The organism is Mesorhizobium sp. BHbdii (assembly GCF_053848045.1).
Genome location: NZ_JBSPKX010000005.1, coordinates 191,174 through 204,087, shown reverse-complemented (window position 1 = coordinate 204,087; position 12,914 = coordinate 191,174). Strand labels below are relative to the sequence as shown.

15 protein-coding genes, 1 tRNA gene and 1 pseudogene are annotated in these 12,914 nt (G+C 60.3%); 11 read left to right on the top strand and 6 right to left on the bottom strand.

Translation table 11 applies throughout. From position 1 onward, the window contains the following. Positions 1–206: 206 nt before the first annotated feature. The 4 genes from ACWTU8_RS24475 to ACWTU8_RS24460 all read left to right on the top strand — a co-directional run bounded on the left by ACWTU8_RS24475 (position 207) and on the right by ACWTU8_RS24460 (position 2,713). Positions 207–479, top strand: a complete 273-nt coding sequence (locus ACWTU8_RS24475) for a DUF4164 domain-containing protein (protein WP_023797069.1) — start codon at positions 207–209, stop codon at positions 477–479. Between the two features lie 19 nt (positions 480–498). After that, the gene (locus ACWTU8_RS24470; protein WP_023797070.1) at positions 499–864 is read left to right on the top strand and encodes a cell division protein ZapA; all 366 of its coding nucleotides are present in this window, start codon (positions 499–501) and stop codon (positions 862–864) included. Between the two features lie 167 nt (positions 865–1,031). Then, entirely contained in the window at positions 1,032–1,691 is a 660-nt protein-coding gene (locus tag ACWTU8_RS24465) for a peroxiredoxin (protein ID WP_065007495.1), read from the top strand. A 149-nt stretch (positions 1,692–1,840) separates the two neighbouring features. Then, positions 1,841–2,713: an MBL fold metallo-hydrolase gene (locus ACWTU8_RS24460; protein ID WP_455850188.1), complete on the top strand. Its 873-nt coding sequence runs from the start codon at positions 1,841–1,843 to the stop codon at positions 2,711–2,713. Positions 2,714–2,955: 242 nt separating this feature from the next. On the opposite strand, the gene ACWTU8_RS24455 is transcribed toward ACWTU8_RS24460, so the two are convergent. Continuing rightward, positions 2,956–3,471: a hypothetical protein gene (locus ACWTU8_RS24455; protein ID WP_455850187.1), complete on the bottom strand. Its 516-nt coding sequence runs from the start codon at positions 3,469–3,471 to the stop codon at positions 2,956–2,958. A 193-nt stretch (positions 3,472–3,664) separates the two neighbouring features. Between ACWTU8_RS24455 and ACWTU8_RS24450 the strand changes: the two are divergent. Next, positions 3,665–3,754 (top strand): annotated as a pseudogene (locus ACWTU8_RS24450) (DUF2274 domain-containing protein); the annotation flags it as partial. Between the two features lie 103 nt (positions 3,755–3,857). Here ACWTU8_RS24450 and rpoH read toward each other — a convergent pair. Next, on the bottom strand, positions 3,858–4,769 hold the full coding sequence (rpoH, locus tag ACWTU8_RS24445; protein ID WP_455850186.1) for an RNA polymerase sigma factor RpoH: 912 nt from the start codon (positions 4,767–4,769) through the stop codon (positions 3,858–3,860). Between the two features lie 206 nt (positions 4,770–4,975). Then, positions 4,976–6,076, bottom strand: a complete 1,101-nt coding sequence (locus tag ACWTU8_RS24440) for an RluA family pseudouridine synthase (RefSeq protein WP_455850185.1) — start codon at positions 6,074–6,076, stop codon at positions 4,976–4,978. Positions 6,077–6,101: 25 nt separating this feature from the next. Between ACWTU8_RS24440 and ACWTU8_RS24435 the strand changes: the two genes are divergently transcribed. The 5 genes from ACWTU8_RS24435 (at position 6,102) to ACWTU8_RS24415 (ending at position 8,747) form a co-directional block, all read left to right on the top strand. Continuing rightward, entirely contained in the window at positions 6,102–6,479 is a 378-nt protein-coding gene (locus ACWTU8_RS24435; RefSeq protein WP_455850184.1) for a fimbrial protein, read from the top strand. Next, a complete protein-coding gene (locus ACWTU8_RS24430) occupies positions 6,476–6,883 on the top strand; it encodes a VOC family protein (RefSeq protein WP_455850183.1) in 408 nt (135 codons plus the stop codon). Before ACWTU8_RS24435 ends, ACWTU8_RS24430 begins: the two co-directional genes overlap by 4 nt. A 90-nt stretch (positions 6,884–6,973) precedes the next feature. Continuing rightward, a tRNA-Glu gene (locus ACWTU8_RS24425) sits at positions 6,974–7,048 on the top strand. 203 nt (positions 7,049–7,251) lie between these two features. After that, positions 7,252–7,833 (top strand): VOC family protein, encoded by a 582-nt coding sequence (locus tag ACWTU8_RS24420; protein WP_455850182.1) that lies wholly within the window; start codon positions 7,252–7,254, stop codon positions 7,831–7,833. A 26-nt stretch (positions 7,834–7,859) separates the two neighbouring features. After that, positions 7,860–8,747, top strand: a complete 888-nt coding sequence (locus tag ACWTU8_RS24415; RefSeq protein WP_455850181.1) for a glutathione S-transferase family protein — start codon at positions 7,860–7,862, stop codon at positions 8,745–8,747. Between the two features lie 149 nt (positions 8,748–8,896). On the opposite strand, the gene ACWTU8_RS24410 is transcribed toward ACWTU8_RS24415, so the two are convergent. The 3 genes from ACWTU8_RS24410 to ACWTU8_RS24400 form a co-directional block, all read right to left on the bottom strand. Beyond that, positions 8,897–9,781: a hypothetical protein gene (locus ACWTU8_RS24410; protein ID WP_455850180.1), complete on the bottom strand. Its 885-nt coding sequence runs from the start codon at positions 9,779–9,781 to the stop codon at positions 8,897–8,899. A 383-nt stretch (positions 9,782–10,164) separates the two neighbouring features. After that, complete coding sequence (locus tag ACWTU8_RS24405) at positions 10,165–10,422, bottom strand: hypothetical protein (RefSeq protein ID WP_455850179.1); 258 nt, start codon at positions 10,420–10,422, stop codon at positions 10,165–10,167. A gap of 334 nt (positions 10,423–10,756) precedes the next feature. After that, complete coding sequence (locus tag ACWTU8_RS24400) at positions 10,757–11,119, bottom strand: hypothetical protein (protein ID WP_455850178.1); 363 nt, start codon at positions 11,117–11,119, stop codon at positions 10,757–10,759. 756 nt (positions 11,120–11,875) lie between these two features. Between ACWTU8_RS24400 and ACWTU8_RS24395 the strand changes: the two genes are divergently transcribed. Continuing rightward, entirely contained in the window at positions 11,876–12,880 is a 1,005-nt protein-coding gene (locus tag ACWTU8_RS24395) for a PstS family phosphate ABC transporter substrate-binding protein (RefSeq protein WP_455850177.1), read from the top strand. Positions 12,881–12,914 lie beyond the last annotated feature (34 nt).

The following is a 12,914-nucleotide window of genomic DNA, read 5'->3' as shown; positions in this document are numbered from 1 at the left end:
TTCGCCGATCTTGTTAGTCAATAAACCGGCGCTTTTGCCGGTCTTGTGATGGCGCCAGAAGGGCTTTGGGGGCTCTACATTAGCGTTAGCAGGGGACAGCCGCGAGAGCTTTATTGACGTTGGCTTCACACGGCGGGTAATGTTTCAGACATAACGCGTTCTGAACGTGGATGATTCGGTGATGGGCAGGGCGCAGGACGAAAGCCATGACCGGGGAAACGACACTCAAAGAAGTCATCGCGAGGCTGGGTAAGGCCATCGAGGGGCTGGAAAATGCCGTCGCGGCCAAGCTCGAGCACGAGCGCGACTATACGGAAGCCGAGGCGGAGGTGCAGCGCATGAACGCCGATCGCTCGCGGCTGGCGCAGGAACTCGACAATTCCGAAGCGCGCGCCGAACGGCTGGAAGACGCCAACAAGGAAGTGTCGCGTCGGCTGGTGACCGCCATGGAAACCATCCGCGCCGTGTTGGACAGATAGGGACTGGACAGGTAGGCCAATGGCACAAGTCACGGTTTCCATCGACGGCAAGCAGTATCGCATGGCTTGCGACGAGGGCCAGGAAGAGCATTTGATCGACCTTGCCGAGCGCTTCGACCGCTATGTCTCGCATCTGAAAGACTCATTCGGCGAGATCGGCGACCAGCGGCTGACCGTGATGGCCGGCATCATGGTCATGGACGAGCTTTCGGAACTGCAAAAACGCGTCAAGGGCATGGAAAGCGAAGTGCTGACGCTGCGCAAGACGCGTGACGACGCGCTGACCAAGGCCGACAAGAACGATTCGGTGCTGACCCAAGCGCTTGGCGCGCTCGCCCAGCGCATGGAAGATCTGGCGACGACGCTGGCGGTGAACAAGGCCTGAGCCAGCGCAGCGAAAATTCCTGCTGCAATTGCCGAGAAGCAATAAAAATTTTTCGCCGCCGGCCTCGATGCCGGTGCAACAGGCGTTTGAAGGATGACGCGGGAGTGGTAGAAAGGCGAAAGCAACGCCGGTCAATGCCGGCTGCAATCACAGGGTAGGGACACGTCATGAGCCTTCGTATCAACGATATCGCGCCGGATTTCACGGCGGAAACCACGCAAGGGACGATCAATTTCCACGAATGGATCGGTGACGGCTGGGCGGTGCTTTTCAGCCATCCGAAGAATTTCACGCCGGTCTGCACGACCGAGCTCGGCACGATGGCCGGCCTGGAAGGCGAGTTCAAGAAGCGCGACGTCAAGATCATCGGCATTTCCGTCGATCCGGTCGAAAGCCATGGCAAATGGCAGGATGATATCAAGAAGGCGACCGGCCAATCGGTGAACTACCCGCTGATCGGCGACAAGGACCTCAAGGTCGCCAAGCTTTACGAGATGCTGCCGGCGGGTGCCGGCGAAACCTCGGAAGGGCGCACGCCCGCCGACAACGCGACGGTGCGTTCGGTCTACGTCATCGGCCCCGACAAGAAGATCAAGCTGGTTCTCACCTATCCGATGACGACCGGCCGCAACTTCGATGAGATCCTGCGTGCGATCGATTCCATGCAACTGACTGCCAAGCACCAGGTGGCGACGCCGGCGAACTGGAAGCAGGGCGAGGACGTCATCATCACCGCCGCCGTTTCCAATGAGGACGCGATCAAGCGTTTCGGCGCCTACGAGACGATCCTGCCGTATCTCCGGAAGACCAAGCAGCCCTCAGCCTGAGCGGCCAGGACGCACGGAAGGATTTTCGGCCTTTTTGCCTCGGCGAAGCATGCGGTGCTTGACGGCGTGGCGCTGGCGAACGACCATGCTCTTCTTTTACCCCGGCAGGGAAAACCATTCCTGCCGGGTGGGCGTTGAGGGAGCCGAGATTGGACGCGACATCGGCCAAGCTGCAAGTGGCAGGCTTTTACGACAAGCCGAGCGGGTCCATCCAGTATGTCGTCGCCGACCCACAGACGCGACGATGCGCAATCATCGATCCCGTTCTTGATTTCGATGAGAAATCCGGCGCCACGGCGACCAAGAATGCCGACGCGATGCTTGAGTTCATTAGAGATCAACGGCTGGTCGTCGAATGGATTCTCGACACGCATCCCCACGCCGACCATTTCTCGGCGGCGCACTATCTCAACGAGAAGACAGGAGCGCCTACGGCGATCGGCAACAAGATTATCGACGTCCAGAAATTGTGGAAAGCGATCTACAATTGGCCGGATTTTCCTGCCGACGGATCGCAGTGGAACAGGCTGTTTGCCGACGGCGAGACCTTTTCGGTCGGCGGCATTCCGGCAAAGGTACTTTTTTCGCCGGGCCATACACTGGCCTCGATTACCTATGTGATCGGCGACGCCGCTTTCATCCATGATACGCTGTTCATGCCGGACAGCGGCACGGCAAGAGCGGATTTTCCCGGAGGCAGTGCCGCGCGACTCTGGCGCTCGATCCAGGATATCCTCGCGCTACCGGACGAGACACGTCTGTTCGTCGGTCATGACTACCAGGCGGAGGGGCGCGAAGTCTTGTGGGAGAGCACTGTTGCGGAACAGAAATCCAAGAACACCCATGTTGCCGCCTGCAGGACAGAGGCCGATTTCGTAGCGTTGCGCGAGGCACGCGACAGGACGCTGCCGATGCCGAGGCTGATCCTGCACGCGCTGCAGGTCAACATGAATGGCGGGCGCTTGCCGGAACCGGAATCCAACGGCCGCCGGTATTTGAAATTTCCGCTCGATTGCTTGTGATGAGATGGGTCGCTGGCACTACAACTCTATTTTAAACTCGGCCCCGCCCCTCATCGCCCTGCCGGGCACTTCTCCCCGTACAGTGACGGGGAGAAGGGCGCTTTTCGCTGGCGATTTCGCCAATTTTCGACGTTGCAAAAAGAGTGCCGGCGGTGCGATCTGCCTCTTCTCCCCGTCACTATACGGGGAGAAAGTGCCCGGCAGCCGGAGGAGGAGCGGCGCAGGCGCCAGCTACTCTAGCTTCAGGGTTTTGTTCGGCGGGCTAAATGTTCATACGTGATTTGCCAAGGATCGCTCTCGAAAGATCTTTCCTCGCCGATCCAATGGAAGCTGTTGGCAGTGATCTCAGTGAAGCGCCATCGAGTTGTCAGACCGCGCGAGTCATTACCGAGCTGGACAATGTCCTTTCCCTCGGCCCGCCCGATCTGGCGTGAGTGATCTCGGTTGAGCGGGTCGTTCCATACGATGTGCCATCCCTCGATCCCTGGATCGAAGATGCGCAAAGTCGTCCCATACATCGTGGACGGCGCAGGGCGCTTGGGCCTGATCCAAACGTCCTGAATCGCGCGGCCTTCGAGCACCCAGCCAAAATGGCATTCTCCATTGCATTTCTGGATTGTGCCGTCGTGGAGGTAGTGGACCGAGTCCATTTCCCAGCTTCCAATTAGCCATCCATACAGGTCCATGTCTTTCGCTCGGTCGGCTGGGGGACCTTCGGATCCGAGGGCGGTGAGAAAAGGAGAAATCGTCATCGTCATACTGCCTTGTTTCCAAATAGACGAGCTCAACTGCCCAGCGCAGCCCCGGCGGCCCATTGTCGTGCCGGCCTGCCGCAAGCGCCGCCTTTTGGAATTTCGCGACGGAAGCCCGTGTCGGCGCCGGAACATTGCCGCCACAATTTGCAGCGTTGCGGTTTCCAGGTCTTGGGGAAAATTGCTATATTGCCGCTATGATCCGGCCAGGCTGATCGCACCGATGATTGAGCGGTTTATCGCGACGGATCGTGCGTCCGCGAAGGTGCGGCGGAACCGGCAACCCTAGCTAGAACATGACACCAAGGGACAATTCTCCCGGCAGTCGGAGAACCCCATAAAAAAGGCGGCGCCAGTTACCTGACGCCGCCGTTATTTTTCCGTCGGAGCGTTTACGCCGCCGGCTGCGCCTCGATGGTGCGCAGCGCCTGCATCTGGCGCTTGGCCGCGGCCTTGACCGCGTCCTGCACCTTCTCGAAGGCGCGCACCTCGATCTGGCGCACGCGCTCGCGGCTGATGTCGAACTCGGCCGACAATTCTTCCAGCGTCAGCGGCTCCTCGGCCAGGCGGCGCGCCTCGAAGATGCGCCGCTCGCGCTCGTTGAGCACGGTAAGAGCGCCCGACAGCATGCCGCGCCGGTTTTCCAGCTCGTCCTGCTCGATCAGCGCCTCTTCCTGGCTTTCGTGGTCGTCGACCAGCCAGTCCTGCCACTCACCGGACTCGCCTTCGCTCGCCCTGATCGGTGCGTTGAGCGAGGCGTCGCCCGACAGGCGGCGGTTCATCGACACCACCTCGGCCTCGGACACGTTGAGGCGGGTGGCTATCTCGGTGATCTGGTCGGGCTTCAAATCGCCGTCGTCGAGCGCCTGGATCTTGCCCTTCACCTTGCGCAGGTTGAAGAACAGGCGCTTCTGGTTGGCGGTCGTGCCCATCTTGACCAGGCTCCACGAGCGCAGGATGTATTCCTGGATCGAGGCCTTGATCCACCACATGGCATAGGTGGCGAGCCGGAAGCCGCGCTCCGGTTCGAATTTCTTGACGGCCTGCATCAGGCCGACATTGCCTTCCGAGATCACCTCGCCGATCGGCAGGCCGTAGCCGCGATAGCCCATGGCGATCTTGGCGACGAGCCTAAGATGGCTGGTGACGAGCTTGTGTGCAGCCGTGGTGTCCTCATGCTCGGCGTAACGCTTGGCGAGCATGTACTCTTCCTGCGGCTGAAGCATCGGAAAGCGACGGATTTCTTCCAGGTAGCGGCTGAGGCCGCCTTCGCCGGAAACAATACTGGGTAATGACTGGGCCATGATAGCGCCCCTCTCTCTTGGAGTGGTGCCCCCGAAATGTGGCGGGCATATATCGCGAACGCCAAAGGCTCGTTCGCGACAACCGGTGTATATAGGAACAAAACCAGAAAGGACAGCATTGGTTCAACACGAAACAGTGTGTCACGCCAAAGTGAACAACGCCGGTCAGGTTTTTGCAATCAGGTTTTGAATGGAAAGAAGGCGATTCAGAGTTTGCGGAAGCCGTCGACGAGTTCCTCCATATCCCTCGGTACAGGCGCCTCGAACCTCATTGTTAAATGGGTCGTCGGATGCCGAAATTCAAGGAGGCGGGCATGCAATGCCTGTCGCGGAAATGCCTTCACCCGGCCCTTCAGCGGCTCGGGCAGCCGGTTCGCCTTAGTGCGAAAGGCCTGGCCGTAATCGGGATCGCCGACGACCGGATGGCCGATATGGGCCATATGGACACGGATCTGATGGGTGCGGCCGGTCTCGAGCCGGCATTCGACCAGACTTGCCGTGGCAAATTGCTTTTGCTGCTCGCCAAAGCGCTCGATCACGGTGAAGTGGGTGACGGCATGGCGGGCATCGTCGCGGCCCTCCGGCACCACGGCGCGGCGCACGCGGTCGACGGCGCGGCCGAGCGGCTCGTCGACCGTGCCTGTCGGTCTCATCGGTATGCCCCAGACCAGCGCCAGGTAGGCGCGTTTGAGATCGCCGGTCAGGCCATGATCGGCAAAGGCCTCCGACAATGACTTGTGGGCTCGATCGGTCTTGGCGACGACCATGACGCCACTGGTCTCCTTGTCCAGGCGATGGACGATGCCCGGCCGCCGCACACCGCCGATGCCGGAAAGACTGTCGCCGCAATGGTGGATCAGCGCGTTGACCAGCGTGCCGGTCCAGTTGCCGGCGCCGGGATGGACGACAAGCCCAGGCGGCTTGTTGATGACGATCAATTCATTGTCTTCATAGAGGACGTCGAGCGCGATGTTCTCGCCTTGTGGCTCCGCCGGCTCCGGCTCCGGCATATCGACCGATACGCGGTCACCGGCCGCCATCTTGCGTTTGGTCTCGTTGACCGGCTGGCCGCCGACCTTGACGGCGCCCTGTCTGATCAGCATCTGCACCCGGCTGCGCGACATGTCCGGGCCGAGCTTGCCCGCCAGCCACTGGTCGAGGCGCTGGCCGGCCGCATCGGGACCCGCTTCCAGCACGATCGATCCCCCGTTTGGCGATCTACCGTCTGGCGATCCGCCCTCCATCAATCCATTCCCTATCAATCCATCCTCTATCAATATGGGGGCCTCTTCGTTATGAGCGCTCATCGAAAATCGTTCCGGAATGTTTGCCATGGCTGCTGCCGACGAAGACGAGGAAAAGCCGCTCGACCCCGAGGTTGAAAAGGTGCGCAAGAAGCTCGTCCGCTTCGTGGCCATCAATCTTGGACTGCTGTTCCTCGCCCTTATGGTGGTGATCGCGGCCCTTGTCTACAAAACGCGCACCGCGCCACCAGCAACTCCATCACTTGCCGGCGACATCCAGGTGCCGGCCGGCGAGCCGCTGACCGGCGACGTCGTGCTGCCGGTCGGCGCCAAGGTCATCAGCCAGTCACTCTCCGGCAACCGCGTCTCCATCGATGCGGAACTTGCCGACGGCAGCCGCGCCATCTTTGTCTACGACATCACTGAGCGCCGCGTTGTCGGTCGCTTTTCGATCCGTAACAAATGACTGGATTCGTCGGACATCGCCGTGTGGCCACGGTCGCGCTCGTGGTCAGAAACTATGATGAGGCGATCTCCTGGTACGTCGGCAAGCTGGGCTTTTTGCTCATCGAAGACGTCGATCTTGGCGGCGGCAAGCGCTGGGTCACGGTGGCGCCAGCCAACGGACAAGGCGCGCGGCTGCTGCTGGCCGAAGCGGCCGATGATGCGCAAACAAGCCGCATCGGCAACCAGACCGGCGGCCGCGTCTTTTTGTTTCTCGAAACCGACGATTTTGTCCGCGACCACACGGCAATGCTCGAAAAGGACATCGAATTCCGTGAGGCACCTCGCCACGAGGCCTACGGTACGGTGGCGGTTTTCGCCGATCTCCATGGAAATCTCTGGGACCTGATCGAGCCGAAACGATAGGATTGCAACGGATATTTTTCCAGCATCATCGACTGTCCGAAGCCCAGTTGCTTTTTCCCAGCCGTCAGCCTATATCGCCGGTTCTTGAACGCGCCCATCGTCTAGCGGTCAGGACACCGCCCTCTCACGGCGGGAACAGGGGTTCGATTCCCCTTGGGCGTACCAAGGATCTCAAAACGTTAGCGTACCTGGCATCGCCGTCGGTCACGGCCGCAGTCACCGCTTCTGGCGCGGCCCCCTCAATTGAATTAGCATCGCGTCATGTAAATAGGGGCCAAAGGTGCAGAACGCCGCCGGAGATGAATTTGTCGCGCAGCGAATAGATCGAAGCTCGCCGGGAAGAGAAGAGCGCAGGGAGAGAGGGCCAAATGCAGAAACTGCAGTCGCAGGGTGTCCATCACATCACGCTGGTCGGCGCCGGGCGCCAGACTTCGATCGATTTCTGGGAAGGCGTGCTTGGCATGCCTTTCATCTTCGAGCAGCCCAATCTCGACAAGGCCAGCGAAAGCCACCTCTATTTCGATCCGGGTGACGGCCGGCTGATCACTATCTTCACCGATGAGAGCCGCACGCCGGTCAAGCGGCGCACGCCGACCGATACGGGCTGCGTCCATCACATCGCGTTTGCGGTGTCGCGCGTCACCTTCCTGCAGGCGGTTGCCCGGCTCGACGAGCGCGCCATCAAGCACAGCGGCGTCAAGGATCGCGGTTTTATGGATTCGATCTATTTCGAGGATCCGCTCGGCCTGCTGATCGAACTCGCCTCCTACCGTTTCGACCCGCCGGCGGGCTTCACCCATGCCGACGTGCTGATGCAGGCGCACAAGATTCGCGTCGCGCGCGGCGACTACGCAATCGCCGAAGTGCATCTCGCCGACGCGATCCAGGCGCTTGTCGAGCGCTCCCGCGCGACCTTGTCGGAGGACCGCGCGCCGAAAAATCCATACTGACGACAGCAACCCGAGGGAGGACCATAATGGCAAAGACGACAACGAAGAGTGCGAAGAAGCCGGCTGCCAAGGCCGCCACAAAACCAGCTGCCAAGGCGACAAAGCCTGCTGCCAAGGCGCCGAAAGCTTCCGCGGAGTCGGCAACGAAAGCCGCCGCAAAACCTGCAGGCAAGGCATCCGCGAAGCCCGCGGCCAAGGCCAAAGCGAAATCAGCGAAAAAAGCCGGGCTGACGCTCAGCATGCTGAAGCCGAGCGTCAACAATATGAGCGTTCGGGTGTTTGCGCGCGCGGCCGGGCTCGACCATTCCGAGACCGACGTATGGGGCCACACACGCTCGCCTGAATACATGGCGCGAAACCCGGCGCATCTGACGCCGATGATCGAGGACAAGGGCTTGCCGAGAGGCGTCCTGTGGGAAAGCTGCGCCATCATGCAGTATCTCGCCAACAAGCATGGGCTGGAGAAATTATATCCCAAGGCGCCGGCCAAGCGGGCAATGATCGATAGCGCCATGTTCTACCTGATCGGCACGCTCTACCCCTATGTGGCGCGCGCCACCTATCCTGCGCTGAACTTCCCACAATATGCCGGCGAGGTCGGCCACAGCGACGCTCATCCCGACAAGAAGTCGGAAGCCCAGAAGGCCGCTATAGCCGCGATAGCCGAGCCGCTGGAGGTCTTTCACAGCTTCTTCAGGAACGGCAAGCCGTTCATCGGCGGCAAGAATCCGTCGATCGCCGACATTCGCCTGGCGGCGACGCTCGAATTCCTGGCAGTCATCGACTACGCGCTGCCCCAATGGGCGATGGAGTACATGGCGGCGATCGAGAAGAAGCTCGGCAAAGCCTATGCCGAGCCGGCCGCCGACGTGCGCGGCTATATCGCCTATGTGAAGTCGCAGGCCGAGGCGTGAGGCGTCTTGGCTGACTGCGTTGAGCGCATCGAGCTTGCCCCTCAGGCGACAGGGCTGCAGTCATAAGCCGAGACACCGCGCGGCCGCCGGATAGATAGGCCAGAGGCATCGGCATTGCTGCAAATCGGGGGCGGCGTTGCGCTTGGTGTTCAGGGACCGAATATCACAAGCTCGGTGAACGTCAGATCTCCGAGCGAGGGTGGCCTGGGCCCCTTGAAGTACTTCAGCCCCCTGTTGGGGCGGTACCACCCGAACAGGCCTGCAATCGGCTCCTTGGCGTCGACGACGCACAGCAGGATGCCGCTTCGCAAGAGAAAGCGCCCCACAGCACCGGCGCACCGGCTCAAATCCGCGAGGGAGCGGCAATAGATGACCTGATAGGATGGGATAAGACCGCGCAATGTCCGGCGTGGCATTAATACGAAAGGAAACGCTGCTCCGTCGCAAATGCAAATCAATGACAGGCAGCCCAGCGCGGCGTGTTCCGAGAGTATGTATCTCTCACTGTCGGACAGCATGGCCATTTCGGCAAGATCGGAACGAGCTTCAAGCACGCGACAGGACCGTTGCACCGAACTAAACGCCGGCAGGAAGGCAAATTGTCCGCTGGAAAAGAGGCGAAAGCCGAGCGCCAAATTGTGCTTTAATGTCGCGGGCGCCGGCGAAACGTTCGTGTAGGTCACGTCTCTTTGCTTGAGAACCGCCGTTATCAGCTTGATGGCATAGGGGCGGAATTCCGCGTCTACGGACCAGCTTGAAAGATTGCAGCGGATTTCGTCGCCTTCCTCCCTGCGATAACGGGTATAAAGGGTCAGCACAACGCCGACGATCCGACCAGCCTTCTCCAAAGCAAAACCGTATTGTTGGAATTCGGCGACGGCAGGCCGCAGCGACAAACGGGTCAGCGCCTGTATCCAGTAACTCCGGTCACGCTCCGGAAAACCCCGGCACAGGCAGTCGACCACTCCTTCCCAATCAGCTTCGCGAATTGGTCGACAGTGGACGTCGGGAGGGAGGGCGCCAAGTACGGCCATAAATCGAGTTCCAGAATACGATAGTTACTTAGGGATGCTTCACACGCTAACACGTGGTGTACAACGATTAATAATATGTGCCGCATTTAAAGACGACTTTCCGCACTCATCACGAAAACGCAGATCAGATTGGCCATGACGCGTCGATGAGCAGCTCCCGTCGGTTAAGGATTCGTTAACCAAATCCCTATCTACTGATCGGCAATTCACCTCCAGCTCGCGACCACGGATGTACTGGCGCGGTCGAGGTGGAAGGAAAGGTCGGCCATGTGCCGGCCTTTTTGTTTCAAGGGCTATTGTTCCAGGGGAAACCGCGCCTGACCTGGCGATTGTCGTCGGGTGTCAAGCCTTCAAACATCGGGGTTGCGGCAGCCCACGAGATATCAGTGTTGCCCGCGTCTCGCATTGACATGGCGTGCCAATTCCGGCGTCTCGAAGACGTAGTCGCTCCAGGCCGATTCCGGAATCTGGCCGGCCAGATAGCATTCCAGCAAAAGACTTTGCTCAGGACTGAGAGGTCTCGGCGTGCGCTCATGGTCCAGTCTCAGCGAGTGAAACAGATTTCTGGGCGAGTGAAACAGATTTCTGGGCGAGTGAAACAGATTTCTGGTCAGGTCCGAGACAGTGAAGTGAATCGACATGTGTGCCGTCTCCTTTGACCATCCAGCGCATCACCCGAAAGATCGGGATCAGTCTGCTCCGCTGCCCTTCGGTTTCGGACCATGCGCCAAATCAAAACGCGACAACGTCCTTTATGCGTCCAAAGGTACGCGCGGCGCTGCAATAGCCGTTTAACGTCGAGGGCGGGATAAGGTTTCAACGTGGCGGCGGAAACGCCGATCGCGCAGCCCGAAACCCACCGGTCGGCACATGCTTTCGGCGATCGCGTGCGCGTGTGACCGAACCGCTGCGTCAGGTGCGCAGCACGTGTTTAGGGCGCATCTTTTTAGCTACCACCGTTTGAATGCCGGCTGGCTATTCGCAAACCATGCGGACCCGCTTTCCGGGTTGACTGACGTTCCTGCAGGTGAGCGGTTTTGCCGGCTCGGATGAGGGCGTCGGCGGATCTTTGGAAATCCTGGCGATTCGCCTTCTCGGCGCCACGGGGGTGCTGATTCTGCGGGCCGCCGCTCTTTCCGGCGTTTCGGGCGCCACCGGAAAGACATCGGTCTGCAGCAACTGCGGCTGTTCGACTTGCGCCTGCTGCGGCGGCCTGTCCCAGAACCGCCGGACGTCGAGCGGCCTTGGAATGACGACGGTGCCGTCGTAGCTGCGCGAGCAGCCGCTCCCCAGCAGCAGCATCGGGCACAGGAAAAAAGCCAGGATCCGTCCCAACATCGGCAACACCCTTGCGGGATTTATAACGCGGCTTCGGTTCTACCGACAACCGTCGGAATATTCGCGGGCAAGGCTAGCGCATGACCCGGAGAATCGGAATCGATTTCGCCGGGGATCATGCGCAAAATCAAAAGTGCCGCAGCGTCCCTGGCGCGACTGGGGGGCGGCATGGACGATTACCTGCCCAAGCCCATCAGCCCCAGGGCGTCTTGCTCGAAAAGGTCGGCGCGGACTGAAATCCAGCGCAACGCGGGATTTGGCATCCGCGTCAGGCTGCAAGCCGTGATTCGGCGAGGCATTGCGGACAAGACTATGGTGCGATCGCACCATATCAAAGCGTGCGTCCGGTTGGGACAATAAGCGCATTCGAGTTCCGCTCCTCCAGTTACGGGCGGGAGCAGCGACCGCCGGCAAGAAGCAGGGTCAGATTTACCCCAACGGACCTGTTTCGGCGATGGCGCGGCATGACCTCCTTGGCCGCATGCAACGCGCTCCCGCCCGGATTTTCTTTTTCGGCGCCAATTATTTCGGCTGTCGAGGGCAAATGCCGGCCGCAAAGCGTGCAAGCTGCTGATTCCAGCGGCAAACCACGGCTGTGCCGGCGAGACCCGCGCCCTTCCTTTTCGAGATGGCTGTGCGGCGGTTACCGGGCTGACATCAAACTGTCATGTGACTGTAATAATCGGGGGCTATTGGCCTCAGCGGGCGCCGAAGGAATGGCGCCGAGAGACCATTTTCCGAACAGGAGCAGGCCACATGAAAAATTTCCTCCTTACGGCGTCGGCCGCGGCGCTTGCGCTCGCTGCGTCGGCTGGTTATGCCGCCGCGCGCGACCAGATTCAAATCGTCGGTTCGTCCACAGTGTTCCCCTTCACGACGGCTGTCGCTGAAAAGCTCGGCCAGAGCGGAAAGATCAAGACCCCGGTCGTCGAGTCGACTGGCACCGGCGGCGGCATGAAGCTGTTTTGCCAGGGCGTCGGCGAAAATACCGCCGACTTCACCAATGCCTCGCGCGCCATCAAGGACAGCGAGCTTAAGACCTGCAAGGCAAACGGCGTGACGCCGGTCGAGATCAAGGTCGGCTTCGATGGCATCGTACTGGCCAATTCGAAGGCGGGGACTGTCGTTGATCTGACCAAGGAACAGATTTTCAAGGCGCTCGCCAAGAACGTCGCTGTTGACGGCAAGGTCGTCGCCAACCCCTACAAGAACTGGTCGGATGTCGATGCGTCGCTTCCCGCGACAAAGATCGAAGTGCTTGGCCCGCCGCCGACATCCGGCACGCGCGATGCGTTCGTCGAACTCGTCATGGATGCGGCCTGCCAGGAAGAAGTGAAGGCGGCTAATGAAAAGGGCTGCGGCGAGATCCGCGAAGACGGCGCTTTTGTCGAGGCCGGCGAAAACGACAATCTGATCGTCCAGAAGCTGGAAGCCAACGCCAATGCCTTCGGCATCTTTGGCTTCTCGTTCCTTGACCAGAACGCCGACAAGCTGCAGGGCCACAAAGTCGACGGCGTCGAGCCGACCTTCGAGAACATCGCATCCGGCGATTACGGCGTTTCCCGCTCGCTCTATGTCTATGCCAAGAAGGAGCATGTTGGCGTCATCCCCGGCATGCAGGAATTCATCGCCGAGTACACCTCGGAAGGTGCATGGGGTCCTGATGGTTATCTGGCCGACAAGGGCCTGATCCCGTTGCCGGACGCCGAGCGCGCCAAGTGGGCCGAAAACGCCAAGGCCCTGAAGGGCATGGGTTCCTGAGGTTTCGGGGTCCGGGCGTATATCCGCTCTGACC

What these genes read in the sequence shown, in the direction of transcription:
- ACWTU8_RS24475 (WP_023797069.1), top strand. Translation starts at nt 207, where the DNA reads ATGACCGGGGAAACGACACTCAAAGAAGTCATCGCGAGGCTGGGTAAG.
- ACWTU8_RS24470 (WP_023797070.1), top strand. Translation starts at nt 499, where the DNA reads ATGGCACAAGTCACGGTTTCCATCGACGGCAAGCAGTATCGCATGGCT.
- ACWTU8_RS24465 (WP_065007495.1), top strand. Translation starts at nt 1,032, where the DNA reads ATGAGCCTTCGTATCAACGATATCGCGCCGGATTTCACGGCGGAAACC.
- ACWTU8_RS24455 (WP_455850187.1), bottom strand. Translation starts at nt 3,471, where the DNA reads ATGACGATGACGATTTCTCCTTTTCTCACCGCCCTCGGATCCGAAGGT.
- rpoH (WP_455850186.1), bottom strand. Translation starts at nt 4,769, where the DNA reads ATGGCCCAGTCATTACCCAGTATTGTTTCCGGCGAAGGCGGCCTCAGC.
- ACWTU8_RS24440 (WP_455850185.1), bottom strand. Translation starts at nt 6,076, where the DNA reads ATGAGCGCTCATAACGAAGAGGCCCCCATATTGATAGAGGATGGATTG.
- ACWTU8_RS24435 (WP_455850184.1), top strand. Translation starts at nt 6,102, where the DNA reads ATGGCTGCTGCCGACGAAGACGAGGAAAAGCCGCTCGACCCCGAGGTT.
- ACWTU8_RS24430 (WP_455850183.1), top strand. Translation starts at nt 6,476, where the DNA reads ATGACTGGATTCGTCGGACATCGCCGTGTGGCCACGGTCGCGCTCGTG.
- ACWTU8_RS24420 (WP_455850182.1), top strand. Translation starts at nt 7,252, where the DNA reads ATGCAGAAACTGCAGTCGCAGGGTGTCCATCACATCACGCTGGTCGGC.
- ACWTU8_RS24415 (WP_455850181.1), top strand. Translation starts at nt 7,860, where the DNA reads ATGGCAAAGACGACAACGAAGAGTGCGAAGAAGCCGGCTGCCAAGGCC.
- ACWTU8_RS24410 (WP_455850180.1), bottom strand. Translation starts at nt 9,781, where the DNA reads ATGGCCGTACTTGGCGCCCTCCCTCCCGACGTCCACTGTCGACCAATT.
- ACWTU8_RS24405 (WP_455850179.1), bottom strand. Translation starts at nt 10,422, where the DNA reads ATGTCGATTCACTTCACTGTCTCGGACCTGACCAGAAATCTGTTTCAC.
- ACWTU8_RS24400 (WP_455850178.1), bottom strand. Translation starts at nt 11,119, where the DNA reads ATGTTGGGACGGATCCTGGCTTTTTTCCTGTGCCCGATGCTGCTGCTG.
- ACWTU8_RS24395 (WP_455850177.1), top strand. Translation starts at nt 11,876, where the DNA reads ATGAAAAATTTCCTCCTTACGGCGTCGGCCGCGGCGCTTGCGCTCGCT.